The 19,413-nt window shown below is 34.1% G+C and carries 18 protein-coding genes; 4 read left to right on the top strand and 14 right to left on the bottom strand.

Translation table 11 applies throughout. The features are described 5' to 3' along the window. Positions 1 to 11: 11 nt before the first annotated feature. The 3 genes from R2Q59_RS04460 to R2Q59_RS04450 form a co-directional block, all read right to left on the bottom strand. Positions 12 to 3,215: a TonB-dependent receptor gene (locus tag R2Q59_RS04460; RefSeq protein ID WP_316783985.1), complete on the bottom strand. Its 3,204-nt coding sequence runs from the start codon at positions 3,213 to 3,215 to the stop codon at positions 12 to 14. Between the two features lie 101 nt (positions 3,216 to 3,316). Then, positions 3,317 to 3,574 carry a hypothetical protein gene (locus tag R2Q59_RS04455; protein WP_316766164.1) on the bottom strand — a complete coding sequence of 86 codons (258 nt, stop codon included), beginning with the start codon at positions 3,572 to 3,574 and terminating at the stop codon, positions 3,317 to 3,319. Between the two features lie 101 nt (positions 3,575 to 3,675). After that, positions 3,676 to 4,119, bottom strand: a complete 444-nt coding sequence (locus tag R2Q59_RS04450; protein ID WP_316783983.1) for a PaaI family thioesterase — start codon at positions 4,117 to 4,119, stop codon at positions 3,676 to 3,678. A gap of 43 nt (positions 4,120 to 4,162) precedes the next feature. On the opposite strand from R2Q59_RS04450, the gene R2Q59_RS04445 reads away from it, so the two are divergent. Next, on the top strand, positions 4,163 to 4,552 hold the full coding sequence (locus tag R2Q59_RS04445; protein WP_316783981.1) for an OsmC family protein: 390 nt from the start codon (positions 4,163 to 4,165) through the stop codon (positions 4,550 to 4,552). Here R2Q59_RS04445 and R2Q59_RS04440 read toward each other — a convergent pair whose 3' ends face one another. The 5 genes from R2Q59_RS04440 to R2Q59_RS04420 all read right to left on the bottom strand — a co-directional run bounded on the left by R2Q59_RS04440 (position 4,553) and on the right by R2Q59_RS04420 (position 8,957). Next, entirely contained in the window at positions 4,553 to 6,139 is a 1,587-nt protein-coding gene (locus R2Q59_RS04440) for a M1 family metallopeptidase (protein WP_316783979.1), read from the bottom strand. Between the two features lie 93 nt (positions 6,140 to 6,232). Further along, complete coding sequence (locus tag R2Q59_RS04435) at positions 6,233 to 7,267, bottom strand: aldo/keto reductase (RefSeq protein WP_316783977.1); 1,035 nt, start codon at positions 7,265 to 7,267, stop codon at positions 6,233 to 6,235. Between the two features lie 55 nt (positions 7,268 to 7,322). Beyond that, entirely contained in the window at positions 7,323 to 8,354 is a 1,032-nt protein-coding gene (locus R2Q59_RS04430; protein ID WP_316783975.1) for an LLM class flavin-dependent oxidoreductase, read from the bottom strand. A gap of 11 nt (positions 8,355 to 8,365) precedes the next feature. After that, positions 8,366 to 8,671 carry a metalloregulator ArsR/SmtB family transcription factor gene (locus R2Q59_RS04425; RefSeq protein WP_316766149.1) on the bottom strand — a complete coding sequence of 102 codons (306 nt, stop codon included), beginning with the start codon at positions 8,669 to 8,671 and terminating at the stop codon, positions 8,366 to 8,368. Positions 8,672 to 8,741: 70 nt separating this feature from the next. After that, positions 8,742 to 8,957: a hypothetical protein gene (locus R2Q59_RS04420; RefSeq protein ID WP_316766146.1), complete on the bottom strand. Its 216-nt coding sequence runs from the start codon at positions 8,955 to 8,957 to the stop codon at positions 8,742 to 8,744. Positions 8,958 to 9,056: 99 nt separating this feature from the next. On the opposite strand from R2Q59_RS04420, the gene R2Q59_RS04415 reads away from it, so the two are divergent. Next, positions 9,057 to 9,425 carry a hypothetical protein gene (locus R2Q59_RS04415; RefSeq protein ID WP_316783973.1) on the top strand — a complete coding sequence of 123 codons (369 nt, stop codon included), beginning with the start codon at positions 9,057 to 9,059 and terminating at the stop codon, positions 9,423 to 9,425. Position 9,426: 1 nt separating this feature from the next. Here the strand turns inward: R2Q59_RS04415 and R2Q59_RS04410 are convergent, their stop codons facing one another. The 4 genes from R2Q59_RS04410 to R2Q59_RS04395 form a co-directional block, all read right to left on the bottom strand. Further along, positions 9,427 to 9,819: a response regulator gene (locus R2Q59_RS04410; RefSeq protein WP_316783971.1), complete on the bottom strand. Its 393-nt coding sequence runs from the start codon at positions 9,817 to 9,819 to the stop codon at positions 9,427 to 9,429. A 1-nt stretch (position 9,820) separates the two neighbouring features. Further along, positions 9,821 to 10,804 (bottom strand): type IX secretion system membrane protein PorP/SprF, encoded by a 984-nt coding sequence (locus R2Q59_RS04405; protein WP_316766139.1) that lies wholly within the window; start codon positions 10,802 to 10,804, stop codon positions 9,821 to 9,823. A 273-nt stretch (positions 10,805 to 11,077) separates the two neighbouring features. Further along, positions 11,078 to 13,426: a response regulator gene (locus R2Q59_RS04400; protein WP_316783969.1), complete on the bottom strand. Its 2,349-nt coding sequence runs from the start codon at positions 13,424 to 13,426 to the stop codon at positions 11,078 to 11,080. Positions 13,427 to 13,525: 99 nt separating this feature from the next. After that, positions 13,526 to 14,671: a serine hydrolase domain-containing protein gene (locus R2Q59_RS04395; RefSeq protein ID WP_316766135.1), complete on the bottom strand. Its 1,146-nt coding sequence runs from the start codon at positions 14,669 to 14,671 to the stop codon at positions 13,526 to 13,528. A 100-nt stretch (positions 14,672 to 14,771) separates the two neighbouring features. Here R2Q59_RS04395 and R2Q59_RS04390 point away from each other — a divergent pair, with 100 nt between their 5' ends. Continuing rightward, complete coding sequence (locus R2Q59_RS04390) at positions 14,772 to 15,806, top strand: arabinogalactan endo-beta-1,4-galactanase (RefSeq protein WP_316783966.1); 1,035 nt, start codon at positions 14,772 to 14,774, stop codon at positions 15,804 to 15,806. On the opposite strand, the gene R2Q59_RS04385 is transcribed toward R2Q59_RS04390, so the two are convergent. After that, entirely contained in the window at positions 15,807 to 17,192 is a 1,386-nt protein-coding gene (locus R2Q59_RS04385; protein WP_316783964.1) for a glycoside hydrolase family 27 protein, read from the bottom strand. Next, positions 17,168 to 18,241, bottom strand: coding sequence for a glycoside hydrolase family 43 protein (locus R2Q59_RS04380; RefSeq protein WP_316783962.1), 1,074 nt, complete (start codon positions 18,239 to 18,241; stop codon positions 17,168 to 17,170). Before R2Q59_RS04380 ends, R2Q59_RS04385 begins: the two co-directional genes overlap by 25 nt. A gap of 147 nt (positions 18,242 to 18,388) precedes the next feature. Between R2Q59_RS04380 and R2Q59_RS04375 the strand changes: the two genes are divergently transcribed. Further along, on the top strand, positions 18,389 to 19,378 hold the full coding sequence (locus tag R2Q59_RS04375) for an FAD:protein FMN transferase (RefSeq protein ID WP_316783960.1): 990 nt from the start codon (positions 18,389 to 18,391) through the stop codon (positions 19,376 to 19,378). The last annotated feature ends 35 nt before the right edge of the window (positions 19,379 to 19,413 follow it).

The following is a 19,413-nucleotide window of genomic DNA, read 5'->3' as shown; positions in this document are numbered from 1 at the left end:
TCTTTAAATAATTAGAAACTAAACTCTAAACCAAAAGTGTAGGTTTTTCCAAATGGAGTTTCCCAACCTCTTGTTCCGTAAGAATTAACCTCTGGGTCTGCATTTTTGTATTTAGAAAGTGTTAACAAATTAGAGCCATTAAAATAAACCCTTGCATTTGACGCACGTAGCTTATTGATTAATTTAGCTGGAAGTTTATACGCTAAAGTAATGTTCTTAAGCCTAACAAAAGTAGCGTCATACATTTGACGACTACTATACTGAATTGCATCAGTTAAATCTAAGCCACTTAATTGAGGCAATGATCCGCTGGTATTTTGTGGTGTCCACATGTTATCGTAATATTCTTGTGCTCTGATTCTTTCCCAATAGTAACCGTCATCTGCTACATCTTTAAAAGCACCATCATAAATTTTCCCTCCAATTTTGTAAGTAAAATTTAATGCTAACGTTATGCCTTTATATTCAACATCGGTATTTAGGCCACCGTAAACTTTAGGAGAAGCGTCACCCAAAATTACCTGACTTGCGTTACCAAAAACATAGGTGGCAGGTCTCCCATTATAAACAAAATCTGAAGACTGTGTTGTTGCTCCATTTTTGTACCATACATTCTTTCCATCTGATGGATTAACTCCTGCCCATTCATAACCATAAAAGCTATAGGTAGGTTGCCCTTCTCTATAAATATATTGTGCTCTTGCATCGCCACCTGTTGGATCCGTCCAGATGATATCTTTTCCGTCACTAAGTTTAGTAATTTTAGATTTAATAAATGATGCATTAACACTTGCACTCCATCTCCAACCATCTTTACGTATAATATCTCCACCTAAATCTAGTTCAATACCACGGTTATTCATCTGCCCGATATTTTTAAGTGTCGAACTAAAGCCAGTAACCATTGAAGTCGGAACATCTTGAAGTAAATCTTTCGAATCACGATTGAAATATTCTACGGAACCGGTAATTCTATTATTAAACAATCCAAACTCTAATGCTAAATTGGTAGAGTAATTAGTTTCCCAAGTTAAATTAGGGTCTGCAATTTGGGTAATTGTGCCACCAGCTTGGGCCATATATTTAGAACCATAACCAGTTAAAGATCTCCAACCAAAATTAGCTGATGGTGTTGTACCATTTGTACCATAAGAGGCCCTTAGACGTAAATTACTAATAGATGTAAGGTCTTTCATAAAATCCTCACCACTTATTTTCCACGCTCCAGCTACTGACCAAAAATTACCCCAACGTACTCTTGGGTCTAATCTAGATGACCCATCCCTACGAAAGGAAGCAGATGCAAAATATTTTTGATTGTAATCATATTCTGCACGAGACAAAAACGATACTATAGAATTACCCCAATCGTAAGCTGTTGCATTGGTAACTCCGGCAGTGGCTACTGTATGTAATGCACTAGAAGGTAAATCTGTACCCGTTGAACGCTGAAAATCTGTTTCATTTTTTTCTACTTCAAAACCTGCTAATAAGCCTAAATTATGCTTATTAAAAGTTTTGTTGAAATTCAAAGTTGTAGACGAAACCAATTTATTGGTATTGGTTGTCATTGCATGAACAGTTCCTTTTGTAGCAGAACCATTAAAGTGTATAGCACTATAATACAAATCGTCTGTTACCTGTGCATTATCATAAGAAAATATTGATTTTAAATTTAACTCAGGTAAAAGTTTAACAGTTACAGTTTCGTTTGCTGTTAATCTTTTAGTTACCGAAGAATTTTCCCATTCATTGTCATAATAAACTGCATTTTGCGCTAAACTATTAAAACGAGCTGTATAAGGCAAACCAGTTTTATAATCGGTAGGCCAATAAAAACCCCATAATAAATTTCTAGTCTGAAAAAAATAATTTCCACCTGTATTTCTAGTATCGTTATATCCAGATTGCCCTGTTCTTGCGAAATTGACATTTGTAGCAAATTCAAAATATTTTCCTACTTTTTGTCCAATATTAACTCGTCCAGACACTCGATCAAACTCATTAACCTTAATTCTACCTTGGTCTTTTGTATAAGATAAAGAAGAAAAATAATTTGTTTTTTCATCACCACCACTTACAGATACATCGTTAGTTTGGTATATAGAAGTTCTAAACAGTGCATCTTCCCAATCATAGAATTTTCCGTCACGATTTTCAACACCGTCACTCTTACCTTTAATGATTACATTTTCATACATACCAGTTCCTAACGTTGAAAATTCGTAACCATGAATTCCAAATCCGTAAGCCGTTGTAGGAGTACCATAGGCCGAACCAGGCGACCAGTTTCTGGAGCTCAGGCGCATCAATGTCTGTTCATTAGCTTGTTGTGGTGTTCTACCCGCTGCAATACGTGAATCGTAAAGTATGCTATACAACATATTTATCTGCTCTTGTGGGTCTGCAATTTCATAATTGTCTGTTGCCCAAGTTGGTGTTAAACCAACAGAAGATTTAACTGTTATCGTAGGTTTTCCAGTTTTTCCCTTTTTAGTAGTAATAATTACAACTCCATTTGCTGCTCTCGAACCATACAATGATGAAGCTGCCGCATCTTTTAATATGGTGATTGTTTCAATATCAGATGGATTAATTGAATTCATAACGTTATTCGTGGCAAAGGTATAATCGCTCATCTGCCCTGCATTACCAGCTACAACTGGCACTCCATCAATTACATATAAAGGATCATTAGAAGCATTCATAGACCCAATACCTCTAATTCTTATACTTGGTGTTGCACCTGCTTGACCAGACGATTGAGTAACTTGAACACCTGGAGTTCTACCAATCAAGGCTCCTTCAAAAGAAGTAAGCGGCAAGTCTTTATTTGGTTTTATCACAGCTGCAGAACCTGTGTAAGTACTCTTTTTAGCTGTTCCATACGCAACAACCATAACACCTTCTAAGGTTTCTGTACTTGAAGAAAGCTTCACATTAATTAAAGTCTTGTCACCAATTGCAATTTCTTGGGTATCAAAACCAAGATATTTAAAAATTAACGTTGTACCGTTCGTAGGCACATTAATGGTGTAAGAACCATCTGTTAACGTTGTTGCTCCTGAACTTGTTCCTTTAACAAGTACACTCACACCAGGGATTCCACTTCCGTCTGAAACATCGGTAACTTTACCCGTAATGGTTTTTTGGGCATAGGTAACCGTTGCAAACAGTAAGAATCCGAATAGAATTAGGATAGATTTTCTGTTCATAGTCTATTAATTAAGTTTTTTATGAATTTACAAAAACATATTAACTTAAAATTAACAATGCAGACTATTAAGATTGAAAATAAATATAAATTAACTCGTAATTATGAAACAGAAAGCATATTTACTTCTTCTGTAACATCTAATTTACCAATAATTTGGTCTAAAACGCTTTGATCTAGGTTTGTGAACTTAGAAGAATACCATTTAGATGTTTTTTCATCAAGCCAAATGCAAAATGAATGGCAATCTTCTAAAATTACCGCATAGGTTAAATGAAAATCATCATGAATTCTCATGCAAAATCCTGAAAAGGTCTTACCTTTTACATCAAACTGGAGGTTTAAATATTCGTTCAACATGGCATTTTTGGTTTTAGGGTAAGCTTACAACAAACTTATGTTTCAAATGTTTTGTGAACGTTAAACATTTAATAAGAAATATATTCTTTTTTAGAATGTGATTATCCTATGTTTAACATATTCGAGTATCCCTTAGCAATTAATCTATTTTTAGAGGGTAAATATACTTCACATTGTAAGTTAATAATTGTTCTTCCCTGTTTTACAATAGCAGTTTTAGCTGTAACGACATCACCTTCTACAGCCGGCGCAAAATAATCTATGTTATTATTAACAGTAGTATATTTTCCATTTAAGCCTAAAATAAACACTGTGGCCCCAATTAAGTCGTCTATAATTCCTGCAGTTATACCTCCATGCAAAATACCATAAGGATTTGTCATTTCTTTCCTAACTACATAACTACAATGCAACTCTCCTCTTGCTGCGCTAATTAAGGTAGGTTTTAACCAATTCATAAAATGAGAAGGAGATTGGGTAATTTCTTTTCCAGTAAATGATTGAAAATTAATTAATCGTTGTTGAGCTTCATTTATTTCTTCCATTTTATGTTATGTTTAAAGTAAATTTAATATTAATACGCAAATTATGATTACGGCAATTACAGAACTAAATAAATCGAGATTTAAAACCAAGGTTTATGCAGGCGGACATTTAATTTACGCTGATGAACCCACTGAATTAGGAGGAACTGATGAAGGAATGAACCCAGGCGCCTTATTATTGGCTAGTTTAGGTAGTTGCACAGCAATAACAATTAGAATGTATGCTGATAGAAAAGAAATACCTCTAGACTCTATAAAAATCGACTTGGCTATTTGCAAGGAAGAAGAAATGTCTAAAGAAACTACCATTTCTAGGCAAATAGAATTCTTTGGTCCGATAACCGCTGAACAACGAGAAAGGCTATTAGTAATAGCCGATAAATGCCCAATCCATAAATTACTAACTAACCCAATAAGAATTTTAACAACTTAATTATTTCTCTTTGAATGACCCTTCTTTGTTTAATAATTCGAAATATTGATTAAGGTTAGTTCCCAAAGATTTTTCAAAAGATGCTTTCATGTCTAATGGTGAAGGATGTTTATTTTTCCAATCATTAAAATAAGTTTTAAAAGCATTATCAACCTTCTCTCTCCCCACTGCAGCTTCTAAAAGGAACATCCATAATGCGGTTTTTATATATGATGTCATGGAATAATCGTCTGATGTGGCAAATTTTTCTAATGAAGTAGCAATTGCTGGTTTCATCGGGATACCCATCATGGCATTATAAATTGCAGCTTGAAACTGATCTACAGGTAATGCTTTTATGTTTTCGGGAATTGCATCCCCAAAAATAGAGTTTGATTTATACTTTTCTGCCTCATACCTAAACTGATAATAAGTGTTTAAACCTTCATCCTGCCAAGTATTTGCTCTTTCATTACTTCCTAAGATACCCATGAACCAATTATGCCCAACTTCATGCGTTATTACTGCATCTAAAGATTGTGCTTTTGCATCAGGACTGGTAATTAATGTAATAGTAGGATATTCCATTCCTCCACTAGCATTATTTTTTGGACCTTCTACTACCTGCACAATGGGATATTCATATTCTCCAATCCATTTGCTATAATTTTTTATAGCATCTTTTGTATAATCAACACTTTGAAGCCAAAGTGATTTCTTTTTATTGTAATAGTATGTAAAAACATCAACAGTTTTGCCTGATGCCATTTTTACCGTATCGTAAGCAATTACATACTTCTTATCGGCGAACCAAGCAAAATCAGGAACATTATTCATCACATAACTTAATGTTTTTGTTCCATTCTTATCTTTAGGAACATATAGAGTAGGTTTATCATCTTTTGTTGCAAAGTTCTTTGCTCCAGTTGTTTTATATTGATTTAACTCATCGTCATTCTGCAAAATTCCGGTCGCTCCCACAATATATTCTGCTGGCAAAGTAATATTTACTTTATAATCTCCATATTCACTATAAAACTCGCCCATATCAAGGTAAGGGAATTCATGCCACCCATCTTTATCAAATACCGCTGGTTTTGGATACCATTGAGTAACCATAAACTCTCCATCAGCAAAACCAGACCTAGAGAAATAGCTTGGTAATTTAACCTTAAAATCAGTTGATATAGAAACAGAGTCACCAGGTTTTAATGGCGATTGAAGTTTAACTTTAATTACATCAATATATTGAGGATTTGGATGGGCTTCAGTTATTGCAATTTGACCATTTACCTTAAAATTGAACCCATCAATATCGCCTGTGCTATATTTTTCTAACTTCTTTTTTCGAGATGGATCATTTTTAATTTGTTGAAACATTGCTGTTGTTTCATTCTTATAGGCATTGGGGTAGATATGAAACCATATAAAATCTAATGTAGAAGCAGAATTATTTTTATAAATTATTGTTTCGTCACCTTTTAGCGTTTTATCAATGTCATTTAAGGTCACATTGATTTGATAATTTAGTTTTTGTTGAAAATAAGGCGTTTGTGCAAATGAACTTAGGCCAAAACAAATTAAAAACAGAAAAATTAGCTTATACATATTTGGTTTTTTTGGGAAGATACTAATTATAGCATAAAACAAAAACGACACATTGAAGTATTTCAATATGCCGTTGGATATAAGGTAAATATTCTAATAAAATTTTGGCTGAGGAACCAATTTTGTATTTTGTTGTTGATGCCAGTAAGGATAAATTGGGTAAACATGACTTGCCTCATCTAATCTTTTAACTTGGTCAGTGGTTAAGTTCCATCCAACCGCTAGCAAGTTCTGTTTTAACTGTTCTTCGTTTCTAGCGCCGATAATAATATTAGCAACCGTTGGTCTTTGTAATAACCAATTTAACGCTACTTGAGGAACCGTTTTTTCTGTTTCTTCAGCAATTGCTTTAAGTGCATCTACAATGTTAAACAAACGTTCTTGATCAATTGCAGGACCATGAGAACCACCTTGCTGAATTCTGTTATCTGTTGGAAAAGGTTTTCCACGTTCGTATTTACCACCTAGTTTGCCAGAAGATAAAGGGCTCCAAACCATTGTTCCAATATTTTGATCTATAGCTAAAGGCATAAGCTCCAACTCAAATTCTCTATCGTACAACGAATACAAAACTTGGTGACCAATATATTTAGACCAGCCGTATCTTTCTGAAACTGATAAAGATTTCATCAAATGCCATCCTGAAAAATTAGAGACAGCAATATATCTTATCTTTCCACTTTGGATTAAGTTATCTAAAGTTTTCAAAGTCTCTTCCACAGGCGTGTTGGCGTCAAAACCATGCAAGTGATAAACATCTATGTAATCTGTATTTAAACGTTTCAAACTTTGATTTACCTGATCAATTAAATGTAACCGACCAGAACCAAAATCGTTTGCTCCATCTCCCATTGGGAAAGTTGCCTTTGTAGAAATCAAAACCTTATCGCGTTGCAAATCTGCAATTGCCTTGCCTAAAATTTCTTCGGCAACGCCACGTGAATATATATTTGCTGTATCGAAAAAATTAACGCCGGCATCCATGCAAACATTAATTAATCGAGTTGCTTCATCTACCTGAGTTGAACCCCAAGCCTTAAAAAATTCGTTTGCTCCACCAAATGTAGCCGTACCAAAACTAAGTACTGGGACATTTAAACCAGATGCCCCTAATTGTCTGTATTCCATATTATTGATATAAAATTGTTCTATTGATAAATTGTTTTATTGTTGATATAAATGGTTAATTATTGAACACCATCTGTAAATTTCCCTTAATGATATTGGCTAAAAGTTCATAAGAATGAAGCCTGGCTTGATGATCATAGATATGAGATGTTGCCATAATTTCATCAATTTGAGTTTGTGCTATAAATGATTGCAATTGATCGCTTAGCTTTTCTGGCCCGCCAATAAAAGCAATGGCTAACATTTGATTTACAGCTTCTTCTTCCATATCACTCCAAACTCCATCCATATTATCTATAGGCGGTTGCAATAATTGGCGTTTTCCTGTCACTATGCCCATAAATAACCTTTTCAACGAAGTTGATAATCTTTCTGCTTCTTGATCTGTATCGGCGGCAACAACATTTACACAAGCCATTACATAAGGCTTATCTAGCGTAGCTGATGGACGGAAATTTTGCCTATAAATTTGTATGGCCTCCATAAAATAAGTAGGTGCAAAATGGCTTGCAAATGCATACGGTAAGCCATATGACGCTGCTAAATGAGCACTTTCGGTACTTGAACCTAAAATCCAAATAGGTACATTGGTACCTTCTCCAGGAATCGCCCTTACTTTGCTTTCGCCGTTATGATCAGATAAATAACGCTGTAGCTTTAAAACATCTTGTGGAAAGTGATGTGGCGCAGAAAAACGTTCACCCCTTATTTCCATTGCGGTTAATTGGTCTGTTCCCGGTGCTCTTCCTAATCCTAAATCTATCCTACCGGGATAAATAGTAGATAATGTTCCGAATTGTTCTGCAACGATTAGCGGTGAATGATTTGGCAACATTATTCCGCCAGAACCTACTTTAATTGTTTTAGTGTGACCAGCAATATGTCCAATTAAAACCGACGTTGCAGAACTTGCAACACTGATCATGTTATGGTGTTCTGCCAACCAATAACGCTGATAACCTAATGATTCGGTATGTTGAGCTAAATCAACACTGTTCCTAAAAGTATCGGCAATTGTTTTTCCTTCTATAACTCCAGCTAAATCTAGTACCGAAAATGGCAACGCTGATAATTGATTTGTACCCATAAATTTAATATCTATAATTCGGATGCGACTAGATTGCTTAAAGCCTCAAACGCTTTTTCATTTCTTTTGTAATAAGTCCACTGACCTACCCTTTTTGCAGTAACTAAACCCGCTCTTTGCAAAACAGCTAAATACTCTGAAATGGTTGATTGTGTTAAACCAGCCTTTTTTTGAATATGACCAACACACACACCACCATTCGTTTCGCCACAAGATACCTTATGGTCTGGAAAATGTAATTCGGGGTCCTTTAACCAGTTTAAGATTTGTAAACGGGTTTTGTTAGAAAGTGCTTTAAATATTTCTACCTGATCCATAGCACAAATATATATCGGTATTTCCCGATATTCCAATTAAAAGATATTAGATGACAGAACTGTGAAGAAATTAATCTTCTGAATGATTTTGGTTATCAGTCAAGTTATTATTCCCGTTTGCGAGGTCTTCACTAAATGGACCATCAGATAGTTCAGTTTGATTATTTTGTAAAATTTCTCCACCAATAATCAAGTTTCCCTCGTCATCAGCATCTATTTCTTCATTGGTTTTTCTAGAAACTGGTTTAACATTTTCTTTTGGGGTATGTGGATTTTGATTTTCCATGACATAAAGATTTATTCAATAGAAATGCCTTATCTTGCTAAAAGGTTTTAAAAATTTTTGATGTTAAAACATATAGCACACAAATAAGGTTTAGGTAATATGGAGATGATTTTCATTTTAGCTATTCCTGTTGCCTGCATTGCATGGACAGTTACCAAAGAAGCTGTATTTAAAGAAATAAGAGATTATTGCATTGATAGATCTATCAATTGCAAAAAGTTTTACAAAAGAAAATTCTTCTATTTATTTACCTGCGAATATTGTTTCAGTCACTATGTGACGATATTAATATTACTAATGGCACCACATCATTTGATATATGATGACTGGAGAGGTTACATATTATCTGGATTTTCAATCGTTTGGATTGCAAATGTATATATGAGTTTATATAATTTGCTAAGGATAGATTTAAAAAAACAAACTATAATTGCAAAAAAAGAGGAAAAGGATTTACCTAAGGATTAACCTATAGCATTTCAGCCAAAGAGTTATTAAACAATGGTTTAGAGATTAACTTTGAAACAGCTGGGTTAGCACTTGCCAGCTCAATATCCTCCATTACATCAGTTGCAGTTAAAACCACTATTTTTATAGCATCCTTTAATTTATCAGCAAATTCAGAAAATCTCTCCAAAAAACCCAAACCATTCATTTCTGGCATGTCTAAGTCAAGTATAATTAAACTTGGTAAAGAAGCGATATTGTCTTCATTACTTTCCAAATAACTTAATGCTTTTATTGGACAATCCATCACTAAAACATCAGATTGCGAATATGAATTTTTCAATACTCTTGTCGTAATCATTTGATCTATGATGTTATCATCAACAATCATTATTGTACTGTTTAATTTAATCATCTTAAAAGTACCTTGGTGTTAGCATTCTTATTATTTGACTTGGTTTAATGGTTACTCCTACCGAAACCTCATGAGATCCACCGCTATAACCCGATAATCGGCTTAATGTTTGGTCATATGCATAACCAACTCTGATGTTTTCAGTAACAAAAAAATCTACCATACCAACAACAGAATTTGTCTTTTGCAGATCTACTTGTAAGTAGCTCTTATCGTATAACTTTACCGCAGAACGATAACTGGCTCCCACCCAAAACCGATTTGCAAAAAGCACGAATGCATTTAAGTCTAAACTAGTTGGACCACCACGATCATCCTTTAATAAGAATGAAGGTTTAACTTGAATATATTCATTTACAGGTAAAAGCATTCCGGCAGTAAGGTAAAAGTGAGATTTTGGTGTTTGAAAATAAACACTCAAATTCTTCTTGTTAATTACATATTGAGCAATTAAATTATCAGCAGAGAAACCAGCATAAAAACGATCGTCAGAATAATATATACCTGCCCTTGCATCTGGTACAATTACACTTTCATTTCCCGACGCTAAAATATAACTATCATTCGCATCTCTTGCATTAAGTCTTTCTGCATCTAGCAATTGCTGCATTACACCCAAACCAATTCCAAAAGCTAAACGAGAATTTTCAGAATTTCCTACTCTTAATCTATACGCATAACTTCCATAAGCTGAGACACTGCTTTCTGCCCCAAGTCTATCCGAAGAAACCTGAAATGCCAAACCAACATTACCGTCATTTGCAATTGCATCTACCGCAACCGACATACTTTTAGGCGAACCTGTTATACCCGTCCATTGGTTACGATAAAAGCTGTGAATATTTAATTGCTCTTTGTAGCCAGCATAAGCCGGATTAATATATATACCATTAAACATATATTGACTGTACTGAGCATCTTGTTGTGCATTACACAAAAAAGATAAGCCAACTAAAATGAATAATATAAATGATCTTTTTATCATTGTTTATTTAATGGAAATCATAATATCCGTTACTATTTATACAAAAGCAAAGCCAATATTTCTAGTTAAGAAAATAAATTCTTCCTAGTTAAAGATATAATGCTAAAACAAATGTTTAAACACTTAAAATATTGTTTAGTAGCACCTTTCAAGGTGAAAGATTTTAACTGAGGCGGAATTGTACAAATACGACTGTTGATTTTATTCCCCAAAATGGGGATAAATTATCAATTACGGGGAATTATATCTACAACACTTCAACAAAATTAATTATTAGTTAATATATGACAATACTTTCTGATAAAGTTCATCTGGCAAGAATGGTTTTACAATTATATCATTTATACCTACTTTCTTCACTTGCTCTTCAACATCTTTTTTGTTATTAGCTGTTAGGGCAATGATTGGAATATTAATCCCCTTTTCTCTAATGTTTTTAGAAGCTTCAAAACCATCCATTACAGGCATGTGCAAATCCATTAAAATTAATTGATGCTTATTGATATCTAGCATATCTAACGCCTGTTTACCATCTTTTGCAACATCAACCTCTGCTCCCCAATTCTTTAAAAAACTTTGCGCAACCATTACATTCAGATCATTATCTTCGACTAATAAAATGGAAAACCCAGATAACCTCATTTCCTTCTCCTTGGTGAAAACATTTTTTAGTTCATTTTGCATAGAATTAGCAGCTATCTTTTTAAATGTTTGCACAAAATAAAAAGTGGCTCCTTTACCTTCTTCACTTACAACTTTTAATGTGGAGTTTTGAAGTTCTAAAATCCGCTTAGAAATAGCTAAACCTAAGCCTGTTCCTCCAAAACTCCTAGAAGTTGAGGAATCTGCCTGCGTAAATCTATCAAATATAATTTTTTGCTTCTCTCTAGAAATGCCAATGCCCGTATCCTTAACTTGAATTTTTAAAGAAATATCTTGATCAGTTTCTGAGATTTTACTTAAGCTTAAATGAACACATCCATTATTGGTAAATTTAATAGCATTGTGTACTAAGTTTGTAATAACCTGAAACATCCGTGTTGGATCTCCTTGTATCCTTGAAGTTATAGGATCTTTAATTGTAAATTTTAGGTCAATACCTTTCTCTACTGCATCGTTTTGATGTCCAGCTACAATATTATTTATAATTGCTATAACATCAATCTCTGTATAATCAAGCTGTATTTTCCCAGCCTCAATTTTGTTAAAATCTAAAATATCATTAACAATTGCCAATAAATTATTAGCAGAAAAAAGCATTATATCTAATTGATCTGCTTGGTCTTTTCGTGGATTGTTCTTTAAAAGTAAATGGCTCATACCAATCACTGAATTTAGTGGCGTTCTAATTTCATGGCTCATCGTGCTTAAAAATTCGCTTTTAGCTATTAAACCTTGTTCTGCCTGCTCTCTAGATTTTTTGAGCTGGTAAGAAACCCTATAAGACAGAATTAAAGATTGCAAAAAGAAAAAACTAACATAAGCACAAAAAGTCAATGCTTGTAACTGTGGTATAATATTAAAATAATGAAGAAGAGAAATAGCAAATACAAACATCATAGCGAAAGAGCTTAACATTGCATAACCAGAACCACTTCTTTTATTTAGATAGCTTAAAATATAAATGTAAAGTGTGTAACAAATACAAAAGATGGTTACAAATAAAAATGGTGTAATTAGTTGTGTAAAATAAAATGGAGGCAACAATAAAGTAGTTAAGCCAAATAAAAAGCAAATGAAACATAGCAACTTAACTATAGTTTTATTTACATCTAGCGGATATAAATATCGAGTGTATAAACCAAACAAGCCAATGCTTAAATATAAACTAATGTATTCTATCCTAACCGTAAATTGCCAATCTAGGTTAGGCAATAATGTATGCAGAATATAATTATCAACTCCTATAATTCTATAACAATAAACAATAGAATAAAGAGAGAACAGCAAAATAGCCTTGTCCTTGTTACCCAAAAGATATAAACCAATAAAAAACATACCACCCATGAACAAACACCCAGTAAGCACTAAATCTATGGCTTCTGCATATCTCCTATCCATTTCCATATTTGTCTTCTCACCAATATAAAGCGACTTTTTTATCCCGCCCTTGCTATGTACATAGTTTGCTATTTGCAGAATCAATACGGCTGTGTCTGTTCCTGCTGGAACATCAAACGCATTATATTGCCAATGTGGAATAAAATCTTTAGCACTTGTTCCTACCTTTCCAGTTTCAGCAACTTTATTTCCATTTAAATACAAACGATAGGCGCAGTAAACATCTGGTATGTCTATTTTAAATGCTGTTTTGCTTTTTGGAAGTAATAAGGTTAATTTATAGGTTGCATATCCAAATGCAGGAAGCTGTTTTCCGTTAATTGACAGGTCGTTCCATTTTTTCGGAAAATCAACCATTATACCTTCGTTGTTTGGCTTTACATTTGGATTAATCAACTGATTCCAATAGAAAACCCATTCACCATTAAGGGCCAACTTAGTTTCAAATGATACTGTTCTTAAATCAATTATTCCTTTTTTGGCGACAGGAATTTGATTTGCGACAACATTATTTAAAGCAAAACAAGAAAGATATATGACAAATAAGACCTTTAGTTTCATTTAGAAAAGCAAAAACCTAGATTATAAAAACAACTTTAGGGTTATTTTAGTTTAGGGTTAAAGATAACTATTGTTTAACTTAAAGTATAACGAAGATTTCTATCTAATTAAATTGTTATAAAGGCTATTAAAACTTGATCTAATTATATCCACAAAAGTTTTTGTATAAGTTGGGTTACACCCATTTGTAATTACAACTATCCCAAATTTTTCCTTAGGGTTAAAGAACATGGCACTGTATAAACCATAGGCAGAACCAGTATGGCCAGTCATTGTTTTACCATCAATTAAATTATCTGAAGTTCTAATGGCTAAACCATAATTTTCTTCATCAGATAGTTTAGTTTGCATCAATTTCGAACTCCTTTTAGAAATAATTCTAATTCCATTATATTTCCCATGGTTCATGTGCATGGTCATGTATTTTGCTAAATCTGTAGCTGATATTTTCATTCCGCCAGTTGGCGAAAAAATTGGGGTATTGTAACCCATGATATAATTCTTTACCTCTTCTGACCTTGGGTTATAAGCCATAGGCGATGATTGAAATTGCTTATTTTTATCATTATATTCATAAAGAGTAGTAAAACGAGATTTGTCTAAAGAATCAACACAATAACCGCCATACAAACCTAAGGGATCTAGAATATGATGTTTAATATATTGGTCAAATCGTTCACCAGATATTTTTTCAATGATAGTGCCCACCATATTGAAGTTTAGGTTACAATACTGGTATCCTTTCCCAGGTTCATAAGCATTATAACACTTTGCCCAGTTTGTATTTTTAGCAGGATTAATTACATCCAAATTAAAATAACCTTCGCTATCATTAATACTTGATGTATGTGACAACACCATTTTTAATGTAATTATGGTTTCTGGAAATTTTGGGTTTCTCACTTTAAAACCTACCAAATCACTAAAATCATCACTTAATTTTATTTTTCCTTTTTCTACCAATTGCATAATAGCAGTAGCAGAAAATGATTTGGAAATAGATGCTATTCTGAAAATATCGTTGTCGCTAAGTGGTGTGTTACTTTCAGTATTTTTTAATCCAAATGAATGCGTGTAAATCAATACTCCTTTTTTAACTACAGCAACAGAAAGCCCAATGGTATTGTATTTTTTCATCGCTTCTTGTATTTCTGCTTCGGCTTTTGAAACTTGTGCAAAACAAGAAATTGTTGTTAATGTAATTACTGCTATAAAAAAGATGCATTTTAATAGGAATTGGTTCATTGAAAAGATTTTAGTTTAGCATAAAGATAATTCATCTTTCTAAATATATGATTAAAAAAAACCATGATTTATAGGTAATTTCCCTCCATATTAAATGCAGATGAAGGCAAAACATTCTTTAATCATTTTAACTTTTTCATTTCTAATCATTGCTTGTGCTTCAAATGCAAGTTGCCAAAAATTTAAATCGGACTTTGCCAAAGGAGGCGATATCAGCTGGTTACCCCAAATGGAAGCAACAGGATTTAAATTTTATGACTCGAATGGTGTTTCACAAGATTGCTTTAAGATTTTAAAAGATCATGGCTTTAATACCATTAGGTTAAGGACTTGGGTAAATCCCTCAAATAGCAAAACTAGTGGACATTGCAGTAAGGAAGAAACGGTAGCAATGGCTTTAAGAGCAAAAAGATGGGGAATGCGTATCATGATTAACTTTCATTATAGCGATACTTGGGCTGACCCTGGGAAACAGCATAAACCAAAAGCTTGGGAAGGTCACGATTTCAAAACCTTGCAAAATGATGTATATAATTACACTTTTGACGTGATGAATACCTTGAAAAGCAAAGGAATTTATCCTGAATGGGTGCAGGTTGGGAATGAAATTCCTAGTGGGATGATTTACCCTGAAGGAAGCACTGACAACTGGCCTCAACTAGCTGCATTAATTAACAAAGGTTATGATGCTATTAAAGCCGTAAGCCCAAAATCAAAGGTAATTTTACATGTGGACCAGGGCAATGATAATGGAAGATTTAGGTATTGGTTTGATAACGCTAAAAAACACAATGCAAAATATGATGTGATTGGCCTCTCCTATTATCCTTATTGGTTAAAAGGCAGTCCAGATTATACTTTATCTATTGATGATTTAGGGAAAAACTTAAATGATTTGGTTACTAGATACGGCAAAGAAGTGATGATAGTAGAAGTTGGTGGAGAAGCAACTAAACCTGAAAACACTTTTGATATGTTAGTTGCGGTGCAACAAAAAGTAAAAGCCGTACCAAATGGAAAAGGTTTAGGCGTACTTTATTGGGAACCGCAAGGCGCTAACATTTGGAGCAAATACAATTTGAGTGCTTGGGGAGATGATGGAAAACCAACCAAAGCACTCAAAGCATTTCAGTAATTATTTACTGATACTATAAACCTTACTGCTATGTGGTGCTAACTGCTGAGAAAAATTAGCTTCTATACCTCTTATGTAATTCCCAGTCCATAACTCTTTAACTCTATATTTACTATCGAATCCAAATTCCTTTAAATTTACAGTAACAGTTGTTGTTTCTTTATCGCTAATATTAAATAAGGCTAGGTAGCGTTCTCCGGTTTTACTGTTACGAGAAGTTATTGCCACCTTTCCATTTTCCATAAAAAGCTGTTTAACATCCGTTCCTTCTTTATGCATTTTAAGAATATCCTTGTTATTAAGCAGCGATAACGTAAAAGCATCATTTGATGGTAAATCGCCACCAAACATTAGTGGAGATCGAAAAATGGTAAAAAACGTCATTAAAGAAACTTGCTCGTCTTTTGTTAAACGAGTCATTCTATCTTTACCACGTTCACCTCTAATTGCAATTCTTCCTAAGGGAATCATATCGCAATCTGGCCAAGTACCTGGTGCCGAATAAGCGTACCAACCTTTAGAAACATTCATCAAGTGAACTAAATCTTTCCAAATGTCCCAAACATCATCAACCATACGCCACATGTTCGCATGTTCTTTAACATGGTCGGCATTTTTTATTGGTGTTTCTCCAGGAGAAGTACTCAATACAATTGGTCGTCCAGTTTTGTCAATCGCTTTACGAATTAATTCTATTTCACCTTGATGGTAAGGGCGAGATAAATCATCAACCTTAATAAAATCAACTCCCCACGAGGCGTATAACTCTAAAATAGAATCATAATATTCTTGTGCGCCTGGTTTATCTGCTAAAACGGTATAATTATCCCTTAACCATTGACATTGCAACGCTGTTGAATAGACTTGGTCTGCAGTAATTCCTTTTGCTCCTTTAATCGGTAATTTTCTTTTTACGGCCTCAACAGGTATTCCACGCATGATATGGATGCCAAATTTCAGGCCTTTGCTATGGATGTAATCAGCCAATGCTTTAAAGCCTTTGCCGCCAGCAGCAGATGGAAAACGGCCAACATAAGGAAGATACCTACCGTACTCATCCATAACATATCTAGGGTCAGTTTGGTTATAGCCGCCTGCTTTATCGTTTTCTACAAACCAACGAATATCTACCACAACATACTGCCAACCTAGCTTTTTTAAGTTGGTAGCCATATAATCGGCATTTGTTTTTACTTCAGCTTCTGTTACTGTTGATCCATAACAATCCCAGCTATTCCATCCCATTGGAGGAGTTTTTGCCCAATCTTTAAATGATGATTTAGTTTGTGCTTGTGTTGTTGATGCAATTGAGTATAACGCAACAATGATGAATGCTTTTTTTAACATAAAATGAATAGCCTTTAAAATTTCATATTTAATCCCCATTTTTTGGCAAGTGCCTGTGCCTCTTTACGGGTAACTTGAATAACTGCTGGGTGTTTTGGGACAGAGAAGTTTGTAGATTTCATTACGCCTTCATTAAAGCGACCAAGATTTGTAAAGTTGATGAAATCTGTGGTTTCACTAAAACCAAAATTATGTGGGTTAATGCGATAAATATCATAAATCATTACCCATTTATTTTGGCCAATATGCTTATAAACTGTAGGTGCTTCGCAACCAACTTTCTCTGGGTCGTACCATTTTGGGTCATAAACATAACCTGTATTAACTGAGTCGGAAACAGCTTGTTTTACGCCAGATGTGCCATCATGAGAAGCATAAAGCATATGGTATTTATTACCCACCTTGGTAATGTCTGCGTCGATATAAGCTACACCATTTGGGTATTCGAAAATAGGTTTAGGAACTGTTTCTAGTTTAGTAAAATCATCACTCAGATAGCTATAGTAAACTTTTTCCTTACCTACACCAAAGCGCATAGAAAAGTAAATCATTGTTTTCTTTTTAACTTCATCGTAAATCATTTCTGGTGCCCAAGCGCAACCAATATTGGCGAGTTCTGGAAATGATTGGTCTACTCGCAGAACTTTGTGCGACCAGTTTATCAAATCAGGCGACTTCATTAAAACTATACCCCTATTATTTCCCCAGCCGTATTGCTTACCATCTCGCTCCCATTCAGTTGTGCGATAGCCAGCTTTTTGACCATAAATATGTAAATCTGTTAATGCTAAATAAAACATTCCATCTGGACAACGATAAATATAAGGGTCACGGATTCCTTTTTGCTCTGCAATGGTATCGCCAGCAATAATTGGTTTTGCATTATTTACATCAGTAAAACTATATCCATCTTTACTTAAAGCCATATACAACCCGTGTGTATCATCTTTAAAATACACCATTAGGTATGCAGCCATTTCTTTTTCGGTAACAGCTTTACGTTTCTTTTGAGCGCTTACATTGCCCAAAAACATTGTCAGCATTGCAAAGATGATAATGCATTTAGATTGCAGTATTCTTATTTTCATTTACGATTTATGATTTGGCTTATTCAAAAATATAAAATAAACGTCAATAATACGTTTATTTATAAACTTATTTGTCAAATTTCATTAAGTAGTGATTGGCATTGCTTATTCTAAATAAATGGTATTTTTGCACCTCTAATCAATCGAATGAAAAAGCTGATCCTAATCTCTCTCCTATTCTTCAGCATTACAATTAATGCACAAGTTTTGCGAACTAGGGCAGTAACATTAATGGGTAGTCGTTTTGATATTACGATTGTAGCTAAAGATTCAGCAACTGCTGAAGCTAATATTGATACGGTTATTAAGGAAGTAACAAGAATTGAAGATTTGATTTCTGATTGGAGACCTTACACACAAGTATCTCAAGTAAATCAGAATGCCGGAATTAAACCTATCAAAGTTGATAAAGAAGTTTTTGAACTGGCAGAAAGAGCGATTAAATTATCTGTCATTACGAATGGTGCATTTGACATCAGCTTTGCTGCGATGGATAGAATTTGGAAGTTTGATGGCTCGATGAAAAAGATGCCAACTCCAGAGGCGATTAAAAAATCTGTAGAGAAAGTCGGCTATAAAAACATCATCCTTGATAAAAAAAACAGTACTATTTTCTTAAAATTAAAAGGAATGAAGATTGGTTTTGGTGCACTGGGAGAAGGATATGCTGCTGATAAATGCCGCAAAATGATGTTGGAAAGAGGTATTAATGCAGGAATTGTAAATGGCTCTGGCGATATGAATACTTGGGGCAAACAGCCTGATGGAAGTGCTTGGAACATTGGCATTACTAATCCCAAAAGTCCAGGAGAGCTTTTTGCAGTTGTGCCTTTAGAACACGGTGCTGTTGTTACTTCTGGTAGCTACGAAAAATTTGTAATGTTTAATGGCAAACGTTATGCTCACATCATTAATCCAAAAACAGGTTATCCAGCTACTGGTTTATCTAGTGTGACAGTTTTTGGACCAAGTGCAGAAGCGGCAAATGGCTTGAGTACCTCTATAATGGTATTGGGCAAAACGGCTGGACTACAACTCATTAAACGTTATCCAAAAATGAGCTGCATTTTGGTTACGGATAATGGAAATTATTTCTGTTCCCCTAATTTTAATATTGATAAGTATTTGGTTAGGTAAGAGAGTCAGAAAAGTCAGAGGTCCGAAAGTCCGAA

Origin of the sequence: Pedobacter frigiditerrae (genome assembly GCF_032678705.1) — a bacterium.
Lineage (GTDB): Bacteria > Bacteroidota > Bacteroidia > Sphingobacteriales > Sphingobacteriaceae > Pedobacter > Pedobacter frigiditerrae_A.
Note: the sequence above shows the minus strand (reverse complement) of the source record. Positions and strands in the feature narration are given on the sequence as shown.

Coding starts and splice junctions, on each gene's coding strand:
- R2Q59_RS04450 (WP_316783983.1), bottom strand. CDS start 4,119: ATGGAAGAAATAAATGAAGCTCAACAACGATTAATTAATTTTCAATCA.
- R2Q59_RS04395 (WP_316766135.1), bottom strand. CDS start 14,671: ATGAACCAATTCCTATTAAAATGCATCTTTTTTATAGCAGTAATTACA.
- R2Q59_RS04460 (WP_316783985.1), bottom strand. CDS start 3,215: ATGAACAGAAAATCTATCCTAATTCTATTCGGATTCTTACTGTTTGCA.
- R2Q59_RS04410 (WP_316783971.1), bottom strand. CDS start 9,819: ATGATTAAATTAAACAGTACAATAATGATTGTTGATGATAACATCATA.
- R2Q59_RS04455 (WP_316766164.1), bottom strand. CDS start 3,574: ATGTTGAACGAATATTTAAACCTCCAGTTTGATGTAAAAGGTAAGACC.
- R2Q59_RS04375 (WP_316783960.1), top strand. CDS start 18,389: ATGAAAAAGCTGATCCTAATCTCTCTCCTATTCTTCAGCATTACAATT.
- R2Q59_RS04405 (WP_316766139.1), bottom strand. CDS start 10,804: ATGATAAAAAGATCATTTATATTATTCATTTTAGTTGGCTTATCTTTT.
- R2Q59_RS04425 (WP_316766149.1), bottom strand. CDS start 8,671: ATGGATCAGGTAGAAATATTTAAAGCACTTTCTAACAAAACCCGTTTA.
- R2Q59_RS04440 (WP_316783979.1), bottom strand. CDS start 6,139: ATGTATAAGCTAATTTTTCTGTTTTTAATTTGTTTTGGCCTAAGTTCA.
- R2Q59_RS04380 (WP_316783962.1), bottom strand. CDS start 18,241: ATGAAAATAAGAATACTGCAATCTAAATGCATTATCATCTTTGCAATG.
- R2Q59_RS04430 (WP_316783975.1), bottom strand. CDS start 8,354: ATGGGTACAAATCAATTATCAGCGTTGCCATTTTCGGTACTAGATTTA.
- R2Q59_RS04385 (WP_316783964.1), bottom strand. CDS start 17,192: ATGGGGATTAAATATGAAATTTTAAAGGCTATTCATTTTATGTTAAAA.
- R2Q59_RS04435 (WP_316783977.1), bottom strand. CDS start 7,267: ATGGAATACAGACAATTAGGGGCATCTGGTTTAAATGTCCCAGTACTT.
- R2Q59_RS04390 (WP_316783966.1), top strand. CDS start 14,772: ATGAAGGCAAAACATTCTTTAATCATTTTAACTTTTTCATTTCTAATC.
- R2Q59_RS04400 (WP_316783969.1), bottom strand. CDS start 13,426: ATGAAACTAAAGGTCTTATTTGTCATATATCTTTCTTGTTTTGCTTTA.
- R2Q59_RS04445 (WP_316783981.1), top strand. CDS start 4,163: ATGATTACGGCAATTACAGAACTAAATAAATCGAGATTTAAAACCAAG.
- R2Q59_RS04420 (WP_316766146.1), bottom strand. CDS start 8,957: ATGGAAAATCAAAATCCACATACCCCAAAAGAAAATGTTAAACCAGTT.
- R2Q59_RS04415 (WP_316783973.1), top strand. CDS start 9,057: ATGGAGATGATTTTCATTTTAGCTATTCCTGTTGCCTGCATTGCATGG.